18 protein-coding genes are annotated in these 19,946 nt (G+C 46.9%); 6 read left to right on the forward strand and 12 right to left on the reverse strand.

What is annotated here, in order from left to right:
- Positions 1–228, forward strand: a 228-nt coding sequence (locus tag OCV80_RS03045) for a hypothetical protein (RefSeq protein ID WP_267288197.1), incomplete at its 5' end; no start/stop codon positions are given.
- 195 nt (positions 229–423) lie between these two features.
- Positions 424–1,392, forward strand: coding sequence for a DUF6076 domain-containing protein (locus OCV80_RS03050; protein ID WP_267288198.1), 969 nt, complete (start codon positions 424–426; stop codon positions 1,390–1,392).
- Positions 1,393–1,482: 90 nt separating this feature from the next.
- Here OCV80_RS03050 and OCV80_RS03055 read toward each other — a convergent pair whose 3' ends face one another.
- From OCV80_RS03055 to OCV80_RS03080, 6 genes are read right to left on the reverse strand one after another with little or no spacing between them, the layout of a single operon-like run.
- On the reverse strand, positions 1,483–2,334 hold the full coding sequence (locus OCV80_RS03055; protein WP_267288199.1) for a BRO-N domain-containing protein: 852 nt from the start codon (positions 2,332–2,334) through the stop codon (positions 1,483–1,485).
- Between the two features lie 30 nt (positions 2,335–2,364).
- Complete coding sequence (locus OCV80_RS03060) at positions 2,365–2,571, reverse strand: DUF7695 domain-containing protein (protein WP_267288200.1); 207 nt, start codon at positions 2,569–2,571, stop codon at positions 2,365–2,367.
- 2 nt (positions 2,572–2,573) lie between these two features.
- Positions 2,574–5,279 carry an AAA domain-containing protein gene (locus OCV80_RS03065; RefSeq protein WP_267288201.1) on the reverse strand — a complete coding sequence of 902 codons (2,706 nt, stop codon included), beginning with the start codon at positions 5,277–5,279 and terminating at the stop codon, positions 2,574–2,576.
- A gap of 35 nt (positions 5,280–5,314) precedes the next feature.
- Positions 5,315–8,395 carry a type I restriction endonuclease subunit R gene (locus OCV80_RS03070; protein WP_267288202.1) on the reverse strand — a complete coding sequence of 1,027 codons (3,081 nt, stop codon included), beginning with the start codon at positions 8,393–8,395 and terminating at the stop codon, positions 5,315–5,317.
- Positions 8,396–8,412: 17 nt separating this feature from the next.
- Positions 8,413–10,236 carry a GmrSD restriction endonuclease domain-containing protein gene (locus tag OCV80_RS03075; RefSeq protein ID WP_267288203.1) on the reverse strand — a complete coding sequence of 608 codons (1,824 nt, stop codon included), beginning with the start codon at positions 10,234–10,236 and terminating at the stop codon, positions 8,413–8,415.
- Between the two features lie 23 nt (positions 10,237–10,259).
- Positions 10,260–10,619, reverse strand: a complete 360-nt coding sequence (locus OCV80_RS03080; protein ID WP_267288204.1) for a hypothetical protein — start codon at positions 10,617–10,619, stop codon at positions 10,260–10,262.
- Here OCV80_RS03080 and OCV80_RS03085 point away from each other — a divergent pair.
- On the forward strand, positions 10,618–11,307 hold the full coding sequence (locus OCV80_RS03085; RefSeq protein WP_267288205.1) for a restriction endonuclease subunit S: 690 nt from the start codon (positions 10,618–10,620) through the stop codon (positions 11,305–11,307). The genes OCV80_RS03080 and OCV80_RS03085 overlap by 2 nt on opposite strands.
- On the opposite strand, the gene OCV80_RS03090 is transcribed toward OCV80_RS03085, so the two are convergent.
- The 6 genes from OCV80_RS03090 to OCV80_RS03115 all read right to left on the reverse strand — a co-directional run bounded on the left by OCV80_RS03090 (position 11,304) and on the right by OCV80_RS03115 (position 16,943).
- Positions 11,304–11,783 carry a restriction endonuclease subunit S gene (locus OCV80_RS03090; protein ID WP_267288206.1) on the reverse strand — a complete coding sequence of 160 codons (480 nt, stop codon included), beginning with the start codon at positions 11,781–11,783 and terminating at the stop codon, positions 11,304–11,306. The genes OCV80_RS03085 and OCV80_RS03090 overlap by 4 nt on opposite strands.
- Positions 11,784–11,794: 11 nt before the next feature.
- Positions 11,795–12,781 (reverse strand): site-specific tyrosine recombinase/integron integrase, encoded by a 987-nt coding sequence (gene xerA / locus OCV80_RS03095; protein WP_267288207.1) that lies wholly within the window; start codon positions 12,779–12,781, stop codon positions 11,795–11,797.
- An 85-nt stretch (positions 12,782–12,866) separates the two neighbouring features.
- Complete coding sequence (locus tag OCV80_RS03100; RefSeq protein WP_267288208.1) at positions 12,867–13,904, reverse strand: helix-turn-helix transcriptional regulator; 1,038 nt, start codon at positions 13,902–13,904, stop codon at positions 12,867–12,869.
- 58 nt (positions 13,905–13,962) lie between these two features.
- Positions 13,963–15,159 (reverse strand): restriction endonuclease subunit S, encoded by a 1,197-nt coding sequence (locus OCV80_RS03105; protein ID WP_267288209.1) that lies wholly within the window; start codon positions 15,157–15,159, stop codon positions 13,963–13,965.
- Positions 15,149–16,648 carry a class I SAM-dependent DNA methyltransferase gene (locus OCV80_RS03110; protein WP_267288210.1) on the reverse strand — a complete coding sequence of 500 codons (1,500 nt, stop codon included), beginning with the start codon at positions 16,646–16,648 and terminating at the stop codon, positions 15,149–15,151. The genes OCV80_RS03105 and OCV80_RS03110 overlap by 11 nt, the downstream gene beginning before the upstream one ends.
- 82 nt (positions 16,649–16,730) lie before the next feature.
- The gene (locus tag OCV80_RS03115) at positions 16,731–16,943 is read right to left on the reverse strand and encodes a helix-turn-helix domain-containing protein (protein WP_267288211.1); all 213 of its coding nucleotides are present in this window, start codon (positions 16,941–16,943) and stop codon (positions 16,731–16,733) included.
- Positions 16,944–17,900: 957 nt separating this feature from the next.
- Between OCV80_RS03115 and OCV80_RS03120 the strand changes: the two genes are divergently transcribed.
- The 3 genes from OCV80_RS03120 (at position 17,901) to OCV80_RS03130 (ending at position 19,525) form a co-directional block, all read left to right on the forward strand.
- Positions 17,901–18,593 carry a DUF3990 domain-containing protein gene (locus OCV80_RS03120; protein ID WP_216494642.1) on the forward strand — a complete coding sequence of 231 codons (693 nt, stop codon included), beginning with the start codon at positions 17,901–17,903 and terminating at the stop codon, positions 18,591–18,593.
- Positions 18,559–19,197: a helix-turn-helix domain-containing protein gene (locus OCV80_RS03125; RefSeq protein ID WP_267288212.1), complete on the forward strand. Its 639-nt coding sequence runs from the start codon at positions 18,559–18,561 to the stop codon at positions 19,195–19,197. Before OCV80_RS03120 ends, OCV80_RS03125 begins: the two co-directional genes overlap by 35 nt.
- Positions 19,198–19,303: 106 nt before the next feature.
- Positions 19,304–19,525: a hypothetical protein gene (locus OCV80_RS03130; protein WP_238045026.1), complete on the forward strand. Its 222-nt coding sequence runs from the start codon at positions 19,304–19,306 to the stop codon at positions 19,523–19,525.
- The last annotated feature ends 421 nt before the right edge of the window (positions 19,526–19,946 follow it).

A 19,946-nucleotide genomic window follows, 5' to 3' on the forward strand; every position in this document is an offset into this window, starting at 1 on the left:
TCCGAAACGCGGCACACCGCTGGACTGCTGCAACAGTTCAGCGGTTTTCCTTTTTGTAGGAACGATGTATGTTTCTTCCCCCTTTCTTTGTTCTCTGCCACGCACCGTACCCGTTCCTGCCCTGCGGCCTTGTTTGACCTGCACGGCGTTTTCATCTGCCCTGGCACGCTCGACCGCTTTACCGCGGCGTCCTGGCGTTACTTCTCCGGCGTGTATCATCTCCGGTGATGGGTATTCAGTTGTCGAGGTGCTTTTTCGGATTTGTGACCGTCTTTTTCATTGACAATCCGCAGTCCTCATGTTAGACTAACTGTAAATTACTTTTGACAATCTTTCCGTGTTTGTATGGTAACATACTTTTTACTCCTTGTCAAGACTGTCCTTATTTCTATATTACGATTGTCTATTTTGAGGTGATCTGCCATGTGGTATGCCAAAATGTATTTCTCTGAGGACAGAGAGATTTTCCAGTATGATTCCCTTGGTACGCAAGGCGTTCCGGACGTCCAGAAGGAGTTCCCCTTTCTGGAAAGCCTGCTTGCCTTTCAGGAATTGGACTGTGCGGAAGTGACGCCGATACTGCAAAGCATCACTGATAACTGGAGCCGGTTTATCGCAGAGGATGACAGGGACGCACTTGAGAATTTCAAGAGAAAACTGGGGAGGTTAGCCTCCATACACATTTATTTTCGACTTCTCTATGTTCACTGCCGCTACCGCCAGTCAGCGATGTACATTCAAAATGACCGAGGCAGTGCGGAGGATGCGCAGATACTGGACGAGCTGCGCCAGCTCCCCGAGCAGCTTCCGCTGTATCAGCAGCAGATCCAGCGATTTTTTGAGTTGGTGCTGGATGTAGACAGCGCAGGACGGGAGCCGCAGGCACAGGCGGCAAAAAATTACTTTCACGACTCTCCGAAAGATCCCGACCTGTTTTGTTTCCACCCTATCCCCCTCAGCTTTGAGCCGGTGGAGCCGGGGCGGTGTTCGCCGGTGCTGTATTCCTCCAGCATCCGGGACATGATCGACTACTCTCTGCGGAGTTGCGTGGAACGGAACATCACCGTGCGGCGCTGCAAGAACTGCGGACGATGGTTTCCGCAGACCGGGCGGGTCAGCGCGGAGTATTGCGAGCGGCCTGTTCCAAGAGGAGAGCAGGTCTGTCGGGAGATCGGGGCTTTCAAGCAGTGGACAAAGAAGCAGTCGGATGACCCAATCTTCAAGGCATACCGCAAAGAGTATAAGCGGCGCTTTGCGTGGATCAAGGCGGGGCGCATCACGGACGAGGCGTTCTATGCATGGAGCGAAAAAGCTAGAAAAGAGAAACAGAAATGTGACCGAGATATTATCTCGTTAGCGGAATTTCAGCAGTGGCTGAAGGAATCCAAATGAAAAACCGTGTGCTGACCTTGCGGTCAGCACACGGTGTTTCTTTGTCTATAGCGAGGCAGATTTTAAACCGCCTCGTGCGGGATCTGAATGCTATTTTTCTTTATTCCCCGCATCTTCCAGCAGATTTGTAACCACTTCGCTGAGCTGCGCGGCGTTCTTGGAAGTAATGACAGGAACGCCGGTCTGCGTCTCAATGGCCTTCCGTGCGTCACCGGCCACCTTGCCACCGGCACGGGCCACGTCGATGTTCTCCGAAAGGGTTGCCGGTGCCTTCTGCTTGGAAATTTCCGTGGTGGTGGCCTCCGCCAGCATATTCAGCACCAGCTCCAGCGTGGTCATGTTGTCACGTAGGTTTTCCTTTTTCAAGCCTTTTAGGTTTTTGTACTGCCGGGTGGACATCCCCGACCATGCACGGGAGATCTCATCGGTGAGGATGGCGTATTCCACGCCCTTCTGCACGCCGCGGGCATCCCATTCATCGGTCAATTCTTTGCGAACTTGGATGGCTTGCAGCCGCTGGTTAATCCACTCGCGGGTATAGCCCTTTTTGAGATAGGTTTCCAATGCCCGCTCGATGGTCAGCTCTGGGTCGATGGTTTCCTCAATGCGCTCCCGACCGACCTGCGCCAGCCAGAGTTTGAACGGTTCTGCTTTGGGTGACGGGATAGATTGGATGATGCGGAGAAGTTGCTCGGTATCGGCCACATCGGTCAGGCGTTTTTTTCCGTCTGGAGCAGCCATTTTCAAACCGTGACAATTTGTCACGGTTTCATTGCCCTCGGCCTTCAACCGTTGTTTGAGTTTGCGCCAATACGCCGTGGGATCAACGCTGTCCGTCAGTACGCCAACCACATCAACAATAGAAAAATACCATTCCTCTTTTTCCTCGTCCCACGCCGTGCGAATGCGTTGGTTTTCAAAAAGCTGAATTTTAAGAGACATCCTATCACCCCAATTCCTAATCACCCAGGATCAAGTCAATGCGCCGTTGTCTTCCGCCTTTTCCACTTCGGACAGTTCTTCCCAATCTCCAAGGTTTCCGCATCTGCGAAGGTAATCGTGACCGCCGTCCACGGCGCACGAACCACAGCTGCAAAACTTAAAATCATGAACGGTTTCGCTTTCGATGACTTCTCCGCATTTTTTGCATCTGATTGCGTTCCTGATAATTCTCGGCATAGTCATTCCTTCTTTAGCGCATTTTTGATTTTCTCTTTCTCCCCGCTGCCATCTGTGCGCAGTCGCAGCGGAGGAATAGCACACTTATCCAGAATGGAGTTCTTTTTCGCGTCCCGCTCTGCCTGCTTGCTCCCGGATTTATGAGATCCGCCGTCTACTTCGATCGCCAGAACAGGTTGCTTATCCATTTGATTGAACAGTAGAAAATCCACATGTGTCAGCGGATTGCGGGCATATTTGCGTTCTTCCTCTGTCAGTGGCGCATAATCCTTCACCAGCGTGGCAAGAGAAAAATGCACCGCACAGCCGATAGAGGAAAAAGGCTCATCGGACAATATCTCTTGAATTACCGAGTGCATTAGGTTCTCAGAATCGTACTCAGACACCCGCTTATGCTTTTGCAGATATTCTCTGCGCTGCTCGGCATAACCCTGATAGAGCATATCGAATACAGAATAGATCTGACTCTGGATGATCTCGAAATTGTTGTATTCGATGTACCGGGCCAAGTCACCATAGTTGGTCTGGTCATTGCGTGGGTCCTGCGATGTGATCACAGCCAGAGAATGAACCGCGCGGGAAACCGCCACATTCAGCATATGGGGATCATCCACAAAATCTGTGATGACATTGTCGACCGAAGTCAGAATGATTGCATCCTGCTCCCGCCCCTGAAACTTGTGGACGGTATCCACCTCATAAGTATCTCCCAGCTGCTTGCGGATGGCTGTCACCTGATCCCGATATGGTGTGATAATGCCGATGCTCTGGAAATTCTGCTGATGCAGCCGCGGAAGCACCTCCTGCTGGATGACATCGATCTGGCGCTGATTGAGATGTCCACGGGCGTGGTTACCGGCAGTTGTCCGGTACATGGTCAATACATCCGGCTCATCATGATCCTTCGTCATAACGATCAGTTGCCCGTGGTAGAACTTCTGGTTGCAGAAGTTGATGATTTTTGGGTGGCAACGGTAGTGTTCCCGCAGCAGCGTAACAGGTGCGTCCTGCCATATTTTCAATGCAGAGGACAGCAGGCTGTGCGTAGAAAAGCGATACCGCTCATCCAAGGAATACTTTTGCCAAATGGCATCGCTGGTACGAATGTCATCCTCCGTCAGCACATTGGGGAGCTGCTTCAAGTCCCCAACAATCACGATATTCCGCGCACAGGAGAAGGCCAGTACCCCGGTAGCCAGATCAACCTGCGAGGCCTCATCCACAATCAAGTAATCATAGATATGTTCAATGCTCAGCGTCCCCTTAATGGAATAGGTCGTGCTGAGCACCACCGGGTACTCACGGGTGAACTCCACAGAATTCCGGCGGAAATCATTCTTTTCAAAGCACTGTCTATTATTCCGCCAATGATACCGTGTTGCCAGCTCCGCCCGAAACAGCCGCAGGGACTTCTGTGTGAGCTCATCCATCTTCGCGTCGAAAGCGTAGCACTCCAGCTTTCGGTTCAATTCCTGCTTTTCGGCCTCCAGTTCCCGCCTCTTTACGAAATAGAATTGGTTTTGCAAATAGGGAATGACCTGTTCCGGGGAACAGGCAAACAATTTGAGTGCATTACGGTTGAATCGGAACATGATGGAGATTTTTTGCAACAGGCTCAAGTGAGTCTCACGCTCTGCGTGCTGTTCAAATTCCATCCAAAGCGCAAGAAGCTTCTGCGAGGACAGCTTGTCCAAGCTCTCCATTGGCGCGTCACTGTAACTTGCGTAATATTCCTCAAAATAATGCTGCTCCGGGTTTAGCTGCAAGAACTCCTGCTCAATTTCCGCAATGCGGTTTTTGGCATTGAGCATTTCGTTCAATTCTTTGGAGAGCGCAGTCGTTTCCTGATTTAATTGCTGTCGTTCCTCCGGCGGCATTTCCCAATCGCTCATATTCGGATAGGTGCCTGTCTGTGCATCCAGAAACTTCTCTTTGTTGGCAAGGCTGCCGAGAAACGCAGTCAGAAAAGCGGCATTTTTCTTCTCCAGCTTTTCCACAACATTATGCGTTGCGGAATTGTTGTTGGAGACAACCGCCACGGTTTTTCCGCTGCGAACAACATTGGCGATGATATTCAGGATCGTTTGTGTCTTTCCAGTACCCGGTGGCCCCTGAATGATACTGATTTTGGAGGAAAGCGCCCGTTCTACCGCCAGCTTTTGACTCTGGTTCAGGCCAAACGGATAGATCACTGCCTCCGGCATCTGGGGCATTTTGACGTCTTTCTGCGGTGCAAGATAGCTTGCCAACACGGTATCCTCGCTGACCTGCTGGATCTTGTCATACTGCATGCTTAGAATGTTGATACCGTTTTCCGCCACCAGACTGATTGCAGCGGCAGTCTCCTTGAAATATTGGAATGCTTCTTGATTTTTACCGTCCGCCAGACAATTCTGCTGGAACTGCACTTCGCTCCTGTAGAACGATAAATCTCTCTTTCCGTTGCGGACAATACGATAATACCCGCCGAAATCGAGAATCTCATCAATTCCGCTGATGGCTTGCCCATTTGCGATGACAATCACCTGCGCAGGGTCAATTTTCTTTTTCAGAGGCAGGATCTCCACATTGCTACTCTGAAAGCTGTATGTCTTATTGGGCGCACTGGTATAGACGACCTCGCACTTTCCGTTGCGGAACTGAAAGTTCGCAACCGAGTCCGTCTGGTCTTTTCCTTTTATGATGATTAAGTGCTTTCGTGCGTCCATAGGCATCTCTTCCCTCCCCAATACAAGCTGTTGATTTACGTGTTATCCACCCACATTTCACACTGGCTCATGACAGTCTGAACGGCATCATCCATGCCCTCTGGCGGATATTTGTGCTTTTTCAGCAGCCTTTTGACCAAGCGCCGCATTCCAGCTCTTGCACTTTCTTTCTTTTGCCAGTCTATTGTGCGGTTTTTACGAAGCAAGTCCGTCAGTTCCTTCGTGATTGCAATAAGCTCATCATGCTCATAGAAATCTTTGATGGCTTGTGGTTTTGTGAGAGCATCGTAGAAGGCAAGTTCGTCCGCTGTCAATCCGAGTTTTTCTCCTTCGGCAGCAGCGGCAGCAATGTCTTTTGCCAGCTTGAGTAGTTCTTGAATAACTTCCTCATTGGTGAGCATTCCGTTCAGGTAACGGTTCATCGCACTCTGAATGATTTCGGAGAACTTCTCGGATTTGACAATGTTTGTACGACGATAAACAGATACTTGTTCAGCAATCAGCTTTTTCAAGAGTTCGACTGCAAGGTTCTTTTCCTTCATGTTTGCAATTTCTTCAAGGAACTTTGGATCGAACAACGAAAACTCAGTCTGGACATTGGAGAAGAGGTTGATAACGCCTTCGCTCTTGATGCTGTGCTTCAAAAGCTCGTTAATGCGCTCATTTACTTCTGGAAGCGTAAACTTCTTTCCGGTACCGCCTGAAACCAAGCGCACGGTCATCGTTCTTACGGACTCGAAGAAAGCTGCTTCCATACGGGTTTTCTCATCTATCAAGCTGCTGCACAGCGAGAGTGCTTGCTTGAGAAGCAGAGCCTCCTTGATAAACACATTCTGTGTCTTTTCATTGTCGGGAAGCTCATACTCTGCAACACTCTTGCCGAGTATGAAGTTCACACCGCCGCTGATGAGCTTTGCACGGTCAAGGTCGCTTCCGGTCATGAATTTCTCATAACTGAATCCGTGGAACAAATCTCTGCAAATAGAGAGTTTTTCAAGGAACTTCGGATATGCAGCCTTGCTTACATCTGTATCACCATAGTTCTTCTTGTCTCTGGCAGTATAGTCGTTCATTGCCTGTTTCAGTGCAGCCGCAATACCGACGTAATCAACAATCAAACCGCCTTCCTTATCTTTGAAGACACGATTGACGCGGGCGATAGCTTGCATCAGGTTGTGTCCAGCCATCGGCTTATAGACATACATCGTAGCAAGGGAGGGAACATCAAAGCCGGTCAGCCACATATCCACGACGATGGCGATTTTCAGCGGAGAGTTGTTGTCTTTGAATTTCCGCGCCATATCGTCCTTATGAGCTTTGTTGCCGATAATCTCACGCCATTCTTCAGGATCGTTATTGCCTTGCGTCATGACCACTGCAATCTTTTCCGTCCACGCTGGGCGTAGCTCAAGAATGCGCTTATAAATCTTCATTGCTATGGGACGCGAATAAGCAACGATCATCGCCTTGCCGGTCAGGATATTCTCACGGTAATTCTCGTAATGATCAAGAATGTCATTTACCAAGGAATTGATCGTCTGGTCGGCACCGAGGATTGCTTCCATCTGACCAAGTTCCTTTTTGCTCTTTTCAATGACATACGGATCGGCGTTGTCAGCCATAATGTCATACTCATTATCGATCAGATGGAGGGTGTTCTCGTCGAGTTTCAGGTGAATCACACGGCTCTCGTAGTAGACGGGTCTTGTAGCTCCGTCTTCAACTGCCTGTGTCATATCATAGATGTCGATGTAATCACCGAAGACTTCTCGTGTACTGCGGTCTTTCGTGGAGATTGGTGTTCCGGTGAAACCAATGTAGGTCGCGTTCGGAAGCGTATCTCTTATAATTCGGGCAGTGCCTATGACCGTCTTCGCCTCAACTTCGCCGTTGTCCTTCTGCTTGACCACAACCTTCTCATTGAGACCATATTGCCCGCGATGCGCTTCATCTGCCATTACGATAATGTTCCGGCGTTCTGAAAGCGCTTCGTTGCTTTCTTCAAACTTCTGCATGGTCGTGAAGATTATGCCGTTTGCTTGTCTGTTTGCAAGCAATTCTTTCAGATTCTTGCGGCTCTCTGCGTGTTGCGGCGTTTGCCGGAGAAAGTCTTTGCAACGAGCGAACTGCCCGTAAAGCTGGTCATCCAGATCGTTACGGTCAGTAATGACAACGATAGTGGGGCTTTCTAACGCTTCTTGCAGATAATGAGCATAGAAGACCATAGACAACGATTTTCCGCTGCCCTGTGTATGCCAGAAGACGCCACCCTTGCCGTCTGTCACAGTCGCGTGCTTCGTAGACTCAATCGCCTTTTTGACTGCAAAATACTGATGATACCCAGCGAGTATCTTGAATGTATTCTGTCCATCCACATTAAAGCAGATGAAGTTCTTCACGATGTCAAGGAAGCGGTTCTTCTCAAATAGTCCTACAAAGAATGTGTCAAACGAAGCGTGTTGCGTATTCTCGTAGCTTCCATCGGTTGTTTTCCACTCCATAAAGCGGTCTTCGCCGGAAGTGATTGTGCCAGCCTTTGAAGTGGTCAAGTCGCTCATGACACATACCGCATTATAAATGAACATAGAGGGGATCTCATACATATAGTTCCGGAGCTGACGGTATGCTGCGGAAGCGTCGGTTTCTTCGCGGGATGGAGACTTTAACTCCACAATGACGAGCGGGAAACCATTGACAAAGAGGATCACATCTGGTCTTTTTTCGGAGTTTTCAATGAAAGTCCACTGATTCGCAACTGTGAACTCGTTACTGGCGGGATTTTTGAAGTCTACAAGGTAAACAAGGGTAGAGCGTTCTTCACCCTTGTCATAGTATTTTACCGGAACTCCGTTTTGGAGGTAGTCCATAAAGACCATGTTCTTCTGCAAGAGCGTTCCGGTTTCAAAGTTCTTGAGTTTGTAGATTGCCTCCGTCAGAGCGTCCATAGGCAAGCTCTTGTTGATCCGTTGCAAGGAAGGTAGCAGAACATCCTCGTAAAGCGGCGAGTGATAATCGCGCTCCACATCTGGTCCATAAATATAGTTATAGCCCAGTTCTTCATTGAGAAGCTGCAAAACAGCGTTCTCATAGTTTGATTCTGTAAAATATCCTGCCATAGTTTTGTCACTCCCTTTTACGCCAGACTCGCCCCAAACTGATCCAGCGTATTTTCTGCATCTCTGTCAGTGACGGGCTTATTCATCGCTTTTTCAATTAGGTTGAGAAGGCTTTTTGCTCTGTCGATGAAATAGCCATTGAAGTCATCTGCCTTCAATTCTGCATAGTTGATAAAGTGCGATTCCACCCGTGCTTGCAACTCGTTCTCGGTTAGTCCATCAACCTTCTTTAGAATTGCCCCCAGATACTCACTCGGCGCATTTCCGCCAATCGAGCGGTTGGTGGCTGGAAGAATCGGGGTCTTGTTAATGATGGAATTATACCGTTCGCGCTTGATGCCCAGTTTCTCGCAATATGCTTCCGGGAAGATGTGGTGAATGTCCGGAGACTCAAGCATACTGTTCACAATGTCAATCGTCGTGTTGTTCATAAAATCACGGCATTTCTCCTTGTAGAGAAGAGCCATAATTCCCTTATATGCCGCACTCAAACGGGTTTGAAGGGTCAGCAGCCGCGCAGAAGAAAAGACTGCGCTGTTGATCGTGTGCATCGCATTTGGACGTCCATTGACCTCCTCAACCATGTCCTCAATGTCATAGGCATAGCGGGTTTCGTTCGCACCGCCATACATCTCACCCAAAATCCCGCACCAATACCACCGAGAAAGTGTTTTGATTGTGTTTGGCTCATTGCATTTGGATTTTCCGAGAACAGCACAGATTGCCGCAAGTGGAATCAACTGCGTTGTATATGGCAAGTCTCTTTGACGGAAAACGCACTGATCCCGAAGAAGAAACTCCTTTGCTATTTTGAACCCAGACAGCACTGCATCCCGGTTCGCTATGTACGATTCATAAGGAAGTCCCAGAACATCTTTCTTTTTGCAGGAGATTGTGTTTGTCTTTCCAGACTGCTTGTCCAAATAGCTTGTATAGAGGCATACAGTTGTCAGGAATGTAGTCTCATCAATCCCATCGAACAGGTCTGTTCTCAGCGTGTCACCGAAACCGCAAATTGTATTTCGACACTGCACCCAGTCTTTTCTCAGGTCAAAGTCTCTTGTGGCATAAGTTGCGGTAACAAGCTCAAACACCGTGAGAGGAACACCGCCAGTATTGACGTTCTCAAACACCTTGCACACTGCCTCCCGCGGCGTGGACTTGTCCAGCGTAATCACAGGCAGCTTATACCCGGAAATTGTATTCAGCACATCCGCCTGAAAACGCTTGAACTCGTCCATTGCTTCCGGCTTCATTCCATAGTGCGTCATGTAGCCCATGAACCAGTCCATTACGGCATTGCTATCGAACACAATATTGACCGGAAATAACTTGTTCTCGTATTCATACTCTCTGGTTGAGAGGTCGAGCTTCACATCCCGGTCAAAGTTCTCTTTAATCTTGCGGCCTTCGGGGATGGAGAGGACAGCATCAAAACGATCCTCATCATCGTCGAGGCACTTCTCCATTGAGAGATAGTAATAACGCTTAATAGCCTTGCCTTTTTCTGTTTTGGTCGAGACTGGCTCTTTAGAGGATGTTGCCTGATAAATTGAAGTAAGCCGCTGCTGACCATCGAGAATCAAATGCTCCGGCTTCACAGAAACGCCTTTTACGCCCGTAATTGTACGGTATTTGAATTGGATGTCCGGATTGCCGTATTGCAGCCGCATGATGGCACCCATAGGATAACCCTGTGATAAGCTGGCGATAATGCCCCTAATTCGGTTATCATCCCAAGTCCAGTCACGCTGAAACTCCGGCAACTGCATTGAGCCGGACTTAACCTCCGCTAAAAGCTGACTGAGGTTTGTATCAAGAGATTGCGGTGAAATAATCACGTCTGCGCCTCCTTCATTGAATTTTACTGATCGGACGAGCCCAGTCTGCTTTCCAAATCTGAAATATCACTGCGGATGGAAGAGATGTCCGACTCAATATCTTCGATTCTCGAAGTTAATGTCATCTGCTGAAATTGAATATCCTCGATCTGCGCGTATAAGCCACGCATCGCCAGAATTAGCTCAACCATCAACCCCTTGTCATCAAGGGAGAGAAGGCGTTCTTTTTCAGTCTGTATCTTTTGAGCCTCCTGTTGAAGCCGCTCTTCCTCACGAGCTGCTTCTGCTGCGGCTTTCTCAAGACGAAGCCGTTCCTTTTCAAGCCGCTTTTTCTGGCGCTCGTCTTTGCTTCTTTTCAAGCTCTCCTGAACTTTATCAAACATGGTATATCCTCCATATCAGGTAAACGATAATTTAGAGCAGCAAGTACAGTCCTATTTTCAAGAATTATTTGTTGATAATGCCAGTCCAGAATGGACTACCGGAACAATTAGCGATCTTGGTACTGTTGTTGGAGGCAGTACACCTTCAAAAGCTAAACCTGAGTATTACACGGAGTCCGGTATAGCATGGATAACCCCGAAAGATTTATCTATCAACAAGTCGAAGTTCGTTTCTCATGGTGAGAATGACATAACTGAACTCGGTTTGAAGAACAGCAGCGCAGCAATCATGCCAGAAGGAACAGTGTTGTTCTCATCTCGTGCGCCAATAGGTTATATTGCTATCGCCGCTGGTGAAGTAACAACAAATCAAGGTTTCAAATCGGTTGTGCCTAAGCCGGAAATTGGAACACCATTTGTTTACTTCTTCTTGAAAAACACTCTCCCGGTTATTGAAGGCATGGCATCCGGGTCAACATTCAAAGAAGTATCTGGCAGCACTATGAAAAATGCCCCGGCGGTTATTCCTGACGCTGAAACTCTTGCCAAATTCAGCGACTTTTGCGCACCTATCTTTAAACAGCAACGTACTTTGGAAGAGCAGAATCAATCGCTTGCGAAATTGAGAGATAGTTTACTGCCGAAGCTCATGTCCGGCGAGATAGATGTCTCTGCCGTCCAGCTCTAAGCCGCTAAATTATCGTTTATGGCAATATTGTTGTTGATTTTTTCATCTATAGCATCGAGAATCGAAACAACCTTTTTCTGCGTTTCAATAGAGGGCAGCGGAACTTCAACATTTTTCAAGTCACCAATAGTTATTTGAGATTGTGCCGATCCCGAGTCCAAATAACGGAGGTTGTTTTTTAGGAAATAGTAATACAGATACTTTTTTAGAGCCACGCTTTCATCAACCGATACGGCAATTGAGAGATTTGTTAAAAAGCACGCACCAGGAGATAATTTGACATCACCAGTTCCACCCACGCCTCGTGCGACAACAACAAGCTGCTGTTCGCCTATATTGCATTCATCGCAATAGCCAACAACTCTATATCCACTAAATATCGGGTATTTCCCTTTGTCTGAGGACATTTTCTTATTGGGCATTTTCCCGTATTTCATCTCTGAAAAGCTGCCCAGCGACCGTACTGTGTACTCCATTTCAAACCATCCTATCCGATGTATTTTCTGTGTGCCAGCTTCACATTCTGTTGTTTCACCATTGCATAGTGCATGGTGGTGTCGATTTTTTGATGTCCTAAGAGCTGCTGGACCTGCTCAATGGGCATTCCCTTGTCTATGGCAGTAGTAGCCAGAGTGCGTCTGAACTTGTGGGGATGAACCTTCGGGATATTCAGACGCTTTCCCAATTCCCGAAGGCGTGTCTCCACACCGCCGATCATCAGCCGGTCAAATGGGGCTTTCAGTGAAACGAACAATGCTGGGTTTCCATCCGTTCGACCCTCAAGATAGTTTTGAAGGTGGATCTTCGTCCTTGCATCAAAGTAGACCAATCGTTCCTTATTGCCCTTGCCGATAACCACGCATTCGCGTTCGTTAAAGTTGATGTCCTCGCGGTTTAGCGTGACCAGTTCTCCAACACGCATTCCGGACGAAGCCAGAAGATCAACCATTGCCAAATCTCGCGCCGTTGTACAGTTGTCGCGCATCAGCTCCAACGCTTCGTCGGTGTAGGTGTCCTTAACCACCTTTGCGGTCTTGACTTTGTGAATCCGGCGTACCGGGCTTTTCACAATGAAATCCTCATCTTCAAGCCAAGAGAAGAAACTGGACAGGATCCGGCGGATGTTGTCTATGGTCACTTTGCTCGACCTACGCTGAACCTGATAGTTGGTCAGATAGCGACGCAAATCATCTGTGGTGATCTGTTGCACAGCCTTTCCGACTCCGGCAATCAGAGTCTCAATCGTCTTCCGGTAGTAGCTCAGGGTTTTCTCCGAACAGCCTTCGATCCGCTTTGCCGTGATAAATGCTTCGACTGCATCCGTCTCTTCTGCTGCTGGAATTGCGCTGCCATCATAGGTGATCGTTGCCCCTTCCAATGTCTCAGCCATTGCATCCCGAAGGTGCATGAGCTGTTCGTTGTTGAGATACGGCAGCATTTTTCGCTGTATCTCCGTGATGAGTTGTTCTGTCATTGTCGTGTCTCCTTTCAAGGTAAGAGAACGACATTCAGTGGCAGTCCCTTTTGTAAAACTCTCGCCACTGGTGAGAGAAAATTATTTATCTGGTATTTGTGTTGATGACAGCCAATGAGTACACTTGTACTCGCCCATTATTCGTAATCCTCACCCGTCCATCCTTAACGAGATTTTTAACAATACGTGAGGTTGTGGCTTGTGATAATTTCACGCCCAATGAAATCTGCTTTAGCGTTACATTGCCGCAGGAGTCTATGTACCGCAACACTCGTTCCTCATTTCCTGTTCTGCTGCTCAAAAATCTCTGGTCATTACCTTCAACAACAATATAGCTTCTAAGAAATGCCAAGAAACGCGTTTGAAAGTGTGTGTTAACTTCGTCATGGAAGGCACCTTTAATGAACATATCAAGAGAACGCCAATTTTCTCCCGGATTCCCATTATTTACACAGTTCACTATGCCATTAAAGAGGCTTATCGCCTTAGTTGGTTTCTCATTCAATAGCGCCCAGTATAACGTATTATAATAATGTGGGATCCATCCTGCATCTATTGCCATATTTGTAAAGTTGATTATGTTTTCTGGCTCATTTAGAAAATCAAAATTAAAATATCGCATAACGCAAATGTCTTTACCGTTTATGTTTTCTCGAAAGCAGTCAATTGGGTAGACATATGCTTCAATATCCTGAAACACCTCATCGGTTAAGGCTATCCCGGCAGTTTTGATACTTCCCTCCATTAAATACGCATCTACATAAGCCTGACCAACAATCAAACCTTTTCGCAAGGATGGAATTTCTCTCGCTTCGACCCTATCAAATTCACCCTTTGCAATAGCGCCTCGAATCAAAATACCGTTGTCTATGAATTCTTGTTGGCATATCTTCTCGACTAATGTAAGTAGTTGGGAGACAGCTTGTGTGCTTGTATCACGCGTATAAAGTATAAAGGAATCACTTACAATATATCCTTCTACCAATGTAGGACTCATGTTTTCCCACTGTTCAAAGGCAGTTGTAGAAAACCGTCCAATAAATGATTTAGCATCTTGCTGTTTGAGTTTTTTTAACTTTTCCTTAAATCCCAATATATCAAGGAAGGCAACATACTTACTCATATTCAACCCCCATCTTGTTTTTTCGCATTTTCTCAGCTATAAACGATAATTTAGCGGCTTAGAGCTGGACGGCAGAGACATCTATCTCGCCGGACATCAACTTTGGTAGCAGTTCATCCCTAAGTACAGCCAGCTTACGACCCTCAATCCGGTTCGAGATTATCAGCTCAAAAATGGGCTGCATGATAGAGGTGAGACTTGTATAATCTTCTTCGCAAGGAATTAAGACCTCTGCTTTGGCAAGTTCCTCACGTTTGATATGCCCCATTGTTGTTGCCTTATCAGCAGCGATTGCAATAAAACGGGCAAGGTGGTGAGCCGTCCACAGGTAGTAAAACCACTTGTCATAGATGTCTGATGTAACCCTAAAAAGGTGCTGATTCAATCCGCAAGTTCCCCCGCACCATATATCAACAAGTAGACTTCCAGACCAAGAGAAGATGACATCGCCATCGTGAATGATGTATTCAGGTTTGATTCTCAAGGAGCAGAGTTCACTACTATCATCACATGAACCTTGGCGGAGTTCCTTGATCTTCAATACTGGAAGACCTATTTCATTCCCCTGAGGACGGAACTTCTGCATGGCAAGTCCATTCAAGTAATTGGCAATGTCTAAGAGATTGCCTTTTCTCCATCCAGCAGGGATGGCATCAATATTGATAAAATGGTTGTCAAAGATAGCTTTGGCTTGAGCGTATAAATTATCGTTTACCTTTTTGTTACGTTCTGCCTTGAGGCTAAGCACATAATACAAGTCTCCGATTGACTCTTGTATAGACCACTCAGGTATGGGAATCAACAACTGATTCAAAAATTGCTTCTTGAAATGTGGAATAACGTCTCCCACGTTTGTGTTATATATCTGTTGTTGAATTTCTCTGCTTCTTAGCACTGCAAACAAATATTTGGGATAAATCTTCGATTCGTCAGCGCGCAATGCAATCATATCTTGCGCGATACAAAAATCAACGGGATCAGGAACAAGGCAAACTCGTCCCGGAGTTCCCTTGTTCACGAAAAGAATATCGCCGGGAATCGGGTGTGCCCGAAACCATGTCTGATAAGTTTCCTCGCTTAAATATCTAATTTTTTCATACACCGGAAACAGGGTGTTGTTTGTCACGCAATTCGTTGCTATCAGCTTGTGTCCGCTTGGCGCAGTAGGAACAGTCTTGCCGCGATTGTCTACAATAAAAGACAACAGCTCGGTTAGAGGAACCCTGTTGCAATCTTCCCATAGATTAAATCTCATATCCAATCGCCCCCAGTCGCGCTTTGATCTGAGCTTCAAGTTCATGAGACTTAGCGAAAAGCTCAGAAAGTTCAGAAGTCAAGCGTCCCATTTTCTCTTCAAACGGCTCACCGTCATCTTCTTGTTTCTCAATGCCAACATACCGTCCCGGCGTGAGAATGTAATCCTGCTTTGCAATGTCTTGAGTAGTAACAACCGCACAGAATCCTTTCTCGTCTTCAAGTGTTCCTTCGACGAAGGCATTGTAGGTATCAGCAATTTTCTTGATATCTTCATCTGTCAGTTCGCGCAACTTTCGTGTGACCATAGTACCGAGCTTCCGGGCGTCGATGAACAGCGTTTTGCCTTTTTGCTTCTTGTTCTTTGCAAGGAACCAGAGTGATACCGGAATCTGCGTCGTGTAGAAGAGCTGCGTCGGCATTGCGACGATACAGTCCACAAGGTCAGCGTTGATAATGTTCTTGCGGATTTCGCCTTCACCGCCGGACTGTGAGGAAAGCGAACCATTTGCAAGCACCATGCCGATACGTCCATTCGGAGCGAGATGCCAGATCATGTGTTGCAACCACGCGAAGTTTGCGTTGCCAGCAGGAGGCGTACCATACTGCCAACGGACATCATCAACGAGTTTATCCGCGCCCCAGCCGGAGAGATTGAAGGGCGGATTTGCCATAATAAAGTCTGCCTTGAGCAGCGGGTGACAATCGTTAAAGAACGTGTCCGCATTGAACTTGCCGAGGTCAGCTTCAATACCACGAATAGCAAGATTCATCTGAGCCATCTTCCATGTGGTCGGGTTGGAGTCTTGACCAAAGACGGAAATCTTGTTGATGTTGCCGCCATGATTTTCGATGAACTTTGCGGACTGAACGAACATACCGCCAGAGCCGCAGCACGGGTCATAAACACGTCCATTAAACGGCTGCAACACCTCAACAAGGGTACGCACAACACAAGAGGGAGTATAGAACTCACCAGCAAGTTTGCCTTCTTGCTCGGCAAACTTGGAAAGGCAATATTCGTATGTGCGACCGAGAATGTCCTTGCTGCTCCCATGCTCGATCATCTGAATGTTGGTGAAGAGATCAACCACTTCACCAAGCCGCCGCTTGTCCAGTTCTGGACGGGCGAAGTTCTTAGGAAGAATATCTTTGAGACGCTTGTTTTCTTTCTCTATACTGCGCATTGCATCATCAATCACCGTGCCAATTTCCGGCGTGTGAGCGGCAGCAGCAATCGCACTCCATCTTGCATTCTCTGGGACAAAGAAGATATTTTCGGCAGTGTATTCGTCCTGATCTTCTTCAAATCCATCGCCTTCTTCAACCAGTTCCCGGTACTTCGCCTCAAAGCGATCCGATATGTATTTAAGGAAGATAAGACCGAGGACAACGGACTTATACTCCGATGCGTCAATGTTGCCGCGAAGGACGCAAGCTGCATCCCAGATTTGCTTCTCAAAGCCGATATTGCTTGTATTTCCAGCCATAGTGTTTTCCTCCCATATATCTCATGCCTACCAAAAGTTTATAGTCATTTGAAATTCGTTCAAAAAATGAGGATGAATCCAATTAGTCGTTTTTATCCGGCACAATCTCCACGATATCCTCAATCCTGCAATCCAGCGCGGTGCATATCTTCAAGAGAATTTCTGTGGTGACATGCCCATTCCTGCCCATTTTGGTGACGGATGCAGGGCTGATGCCTGCCTTTTCACACAGGTCCTTTTTCTTCATGTCCTTATCGATGAGCAGCTTCCAGAGTTTTTTATAACTCACAGACATAAATATCTCCTCCGTACCGATATACAAAAAATGCTCTGCCGCTTGGCAGAGCATTCGGTCTATTGCAGCCATACTGCCAAGGCCTATTCCAACACATGACAGCGTTGTTTATAATAATAGCACATTTTGACACAGGAAGCAAGAAAATGATAGATTTGCACGATTTTTGCAGCAATCACAGCGCATAGATTTTTTCGCAAATAGAGGATTTTTCTCTTGACTCTTCCGTTACGTCATAGTGTATGGTAAGCTCACACGCAGGAGGGATGCCCATGATGACCATTCACGAAGTCAGCAAACTGGCCGGTGTCAGTGTCCGGACACTGCACCACTATCCTCTCTTTTCGTACTTCGCTCTCAGCTCGGCCAGAACTTGCTGATAGCTGGTCTGCCCGCTGGCGATTCGGTCAAGATTTCTGCGGGTATATTTGCTGATCGTCATACCCTCAGCAGCAAATGTCCCGCAGATGTTGCGGAGGTTACTCTTATGCTGTCGAGAATCGAATTCATTTTTTCTCTCCACAGTCTTCTTGGAAATCAGTCTTCCCATATCAATAATCCATCCAACAATTTGAACGTCAGATTGTGTGTTAGGTCGCAAGTTACACGCAAGTTAGTTTTAAGTTAGTATCAAGTCGGTTTCAAGTGGCGCACTACCACCCGGAAGCTCTTAAATATTTTCAAATATTGGTGCGGTGCTTCTCTTTCGCTTTGCTGCGGAGTATTTGTATTTTTCCAGCAGTTCTGCAATATCCTACTTAGCTGCATTTAATTATACCACCAGCAAAATGGATGCTCAATATCATTGATTATCTTTATGTTTCTCTTGGAAATATTCGTCTGAAGAGCCTGCATTTTTCAAGCGGGAAATGCTCTCTTTTTTCTCTACAAATATTGCTTGATTTTATATCACTTTGGTGATACTATTTTTACAGTGATACTTAGGAGGATGCGGAGATGAATCAGAAAATTACCCTATATCATGGCTCCGAACAGATCGTAGAATCTCCAACCTTTGGGTTGGGTAAGCAGAACAATGACTTCGGACTGGGCTTCTACTGCACGGAAAGCGAGGAACTCGCCAAAGAATGGGCTGTATCCTCTCTGCGTAACGGCTTCGTCAATCGTTACAGTCTTGATACAGAATACCTGAAAATTCTGAATCTGAACAATCCAGACTATACGATTTTGAACTGGATTGCTGTTCTGGTAGCGCATCGTCTGTTTTCTATCAAAAGCCCAGCCGCACAGCGGGCAAAACGATATCTGATCGACAATTTCGGCGTCAACGTCAATGCCTACGACCTGATCATCGGATATCGTGCCGATGACTCCTATTTTGACTTTGCTGCGTCTTTCCTAAATAACGGAATTTCCGTACAGCAACTCGCAAACGCTATGCGACTTGGCAAGTTAGGCGAACAGATTGTCATCAAGTCTAAATACGCCTTTTCGCTGCTGCATTACGATGGATTTTCTATTGCAGAAAAGGAAAAATATTATGTCCGCCGCAAGGCTCGAAATGATGAAGCCGACCAACTTTATTCGGATATACTTGAAGAGGAAACAGATGGTCTGTATATCCTTGATATCATAAGAGGAGGCATCCAAAACGATGACCCACGCATACCAAGAAATCTATCTGAGTAACGCGCAGGCATTACTGGGCGATGCTTTTGATTATGCTATCAACGCGTGCGGAGTTGCCGGAGATAGCTTTATAAAGCTGTTTTCCGTCAGTTCCGTCAGTAATCGGATTGAGAATGGTGAACCTTCATATCTTTTGGGGAAAAGCGGGATTGAAACTGCTGTTGATGTTCTCGTTGAGACTACGGGCAAAGCGCTGACCGCCAAGCCTCAAGCGAATTTCAGCCGTTCCAGAGAGTATTGGATCGGCTGGGCAGTCGCCTACTACCAATGGTTCTCCGGAAGAAAGTTCAGTGATATTTTTAAGGTTCTTTCGTTTGAAGATTTGCAGCAGATGTATTCCCCCCTTCATGAAGCGGATGTCACTAAATTCGCTGATATTGTCGATGCCAAAGTGCGCGAATACTTCGCTGATACCAACCTCAAGCGTATCCGCACGCTTTATGGCTGCACGCAGGCAGAGCTTGCCAAGCGAAGCAATGTCAGTCTTCGCTCAATTCAAATGTACGAACAGCGCAACAAGGACATCAACAAAGCCAGTGCGGAGACTGTTCTTAGCCTTGCAAAAGTCCTCGGCTGTACGATGGAGGATCTTCTGGAAACGTAAGTCCGTAGCGAAAAGGGGAGTCTTTCCCTTAAAATACCACATGTATTACGGGAATGTAATAGCTGTTAAGGGAAAAACGTGATTCCTTCCAGGAGGGGTAACTGACATGGATAAAGAGCGTATGGCAGAGTTAGAGAAAATCGAAGCCCATGGTGCCGAAAATGGCTGGGTTGCACCGATGGCAGAGGAAGACCGGGAGTTCTTTGCATATTTTCGCTCTGTGTTTAAGCGTTACAATATTTCCCCCTCAAAGGCAACACGGCTGGAATATGATTTTGTGACACGAGTTGCGGAGAGTGAGTTTTATCTCCAGAAGGCAAATGCGTGAAGGTATTCTTTGTCTATAGCGATGCAAATTCTGCGCCGCCTGTCCCTGTATAAAGGACTTGCTTAACCTTTCCGTCAGAGGTACAATGCGGCAAACCGGAGCGACTAATCATCTGTCCGCAGCACTCCGGCAAACTATGAAAAACCGCTTTCTGTCCCCCTGTCACGAGGGTGTTCAGAAAGCGGTTTTTGACCACATGTTTGACTACAGACGGCCGTGGAGTATGTGGAAACAGTGGAGTCAAGAGTTGCGAAGAGCGGCCATAATAAAGCAAAAACGGCTATAAAGAACTGGAAAAAGTAGAAAAATTTTTATTCAAAAGTTTGGGACCAGGAGACCGTGCGTTCGAGCCGCACTACTCGGACCAAAATCCCTCTGAAATCGTTGATTTCAGAGGGATTTTCTTATTCTTTGTCTATTG

The sequence above is a fragment of the Oscillibacter acetigenes genome (assembly GCF_025567605.1).
In the GTDB taxonomy this organism is placed as follows: Bacteria; Bacillota; Clostridia; order Oscillospirales; family Oscillospiraceae; genus Oscillibacter; species Oscillibacter welbionis.

Coding starts and splice junctions, on each gene's coding strand:
- OCV80_RS03050 (WP_267288198.1), top strand. CDS start 424: ATGTGGTATGCCAAAATGTATTTCTCTGAGGACAGAGAGATTTTCCAG.
- OCV80_RS03055 (WP_267288199.1), bottom strand. CDS start 2,334: ATGTCTCTTAAAATTCAGCTTTTTGAAAACCAACGCATTCGCACGGCG.
- OCV80_RS03060 (WP_267288200.1), bottom strand. CDS start 2,571: ATGCCGAGAATTATCAGGAACGCAATCAGATGCAAAAAATGCGGAGAA.
- OCV80_RS03065 (WP_267288201.1), bottom strand. CDS start 5,279: ATGGACGCACGAAAGCACTTAATCATCATAAAAGGAAAAGACCAGACG.
- OCV80_RS03070 (WP_267288202.1), bottom strand. CDS start 8,395: ATGGCAGGATATTTTACAGAATCAAACTATGAGAACGCTGTTTTGCAG.
- OCV80_RS03085 (WP_267288205.1), top strand. CDS start 10,618: ATGGTATATCCTCCATATCAGGTAAACGATAATTTAGAGCAGCAAGTA.
- OCV80_RS03080 (WP_267288204.1), bottom strand. CDS start 10,619: ATGTTTGATAAAGTTCAGGAGAGCTTGAAAAGAAGCAAAGACGAGCGC.
- OCV80_RS03090 (WP_267288206.1), bottom strand. CDS start 11,783: ATGGAGTACACAGTACGGTCGCTGGGCAGCTTTTCAGAGATGAAATAC.
- xerA (WP_267288207.1), bottom strand. CDS start 12,781: ATGACAGAACAACTCATCACGGAGATACAGCGAAAAATGCTGCCGTAT.
- OCV80_RS03100 (WP_267288208.1), bottom strand. CDS start 13,904: ATGAGTAAGTATGTTGCCTTCCTTGATATATTGGGATTTAAGGAAAAG.
- OCV80_RS03105 (WP_267288209.1), bottom strand. CDS start 15,159: ATGAGATTTAATCTATGGGAAGATTGCAACAGGGTTCCTCTAACCGAG.
- OCV80_RS03110 (WP_267288210.1), bottom strand. CDS start 16,648: ATGGCTGGAAATACAAGCAATATCGGCTTTGAGAAGCAAATCTGGGAT.
- OCV80_RS03115 (WP_267288211.1), bottom strand. CDS start 16,943: ATGTCTGTGAGTTATAAAAAACTCTGGAAGCTGCTCATCGATAAGGAC.
- OCV80_RS03120 (WP_216494642.1), top strand. CDS start 17,901: ATGAATCAGAAAATTACCCTATATCATGGCTCCGAACAGATCGTAGAA.
- OCV80_RS03125 (WP_267288212.1), top strand. CDS start 18,559: ATGACCCACGCATACCAAGAAATCTATCTGAGTAACGCGCAGGCATTA.
- OCV80_RS03130 (WP_238045026.1), top strand. CDS start 19,304: ATGGATAAAGAGCGTATGGCAGAGTTAGAGAAAATCGAAGCCCATGGT.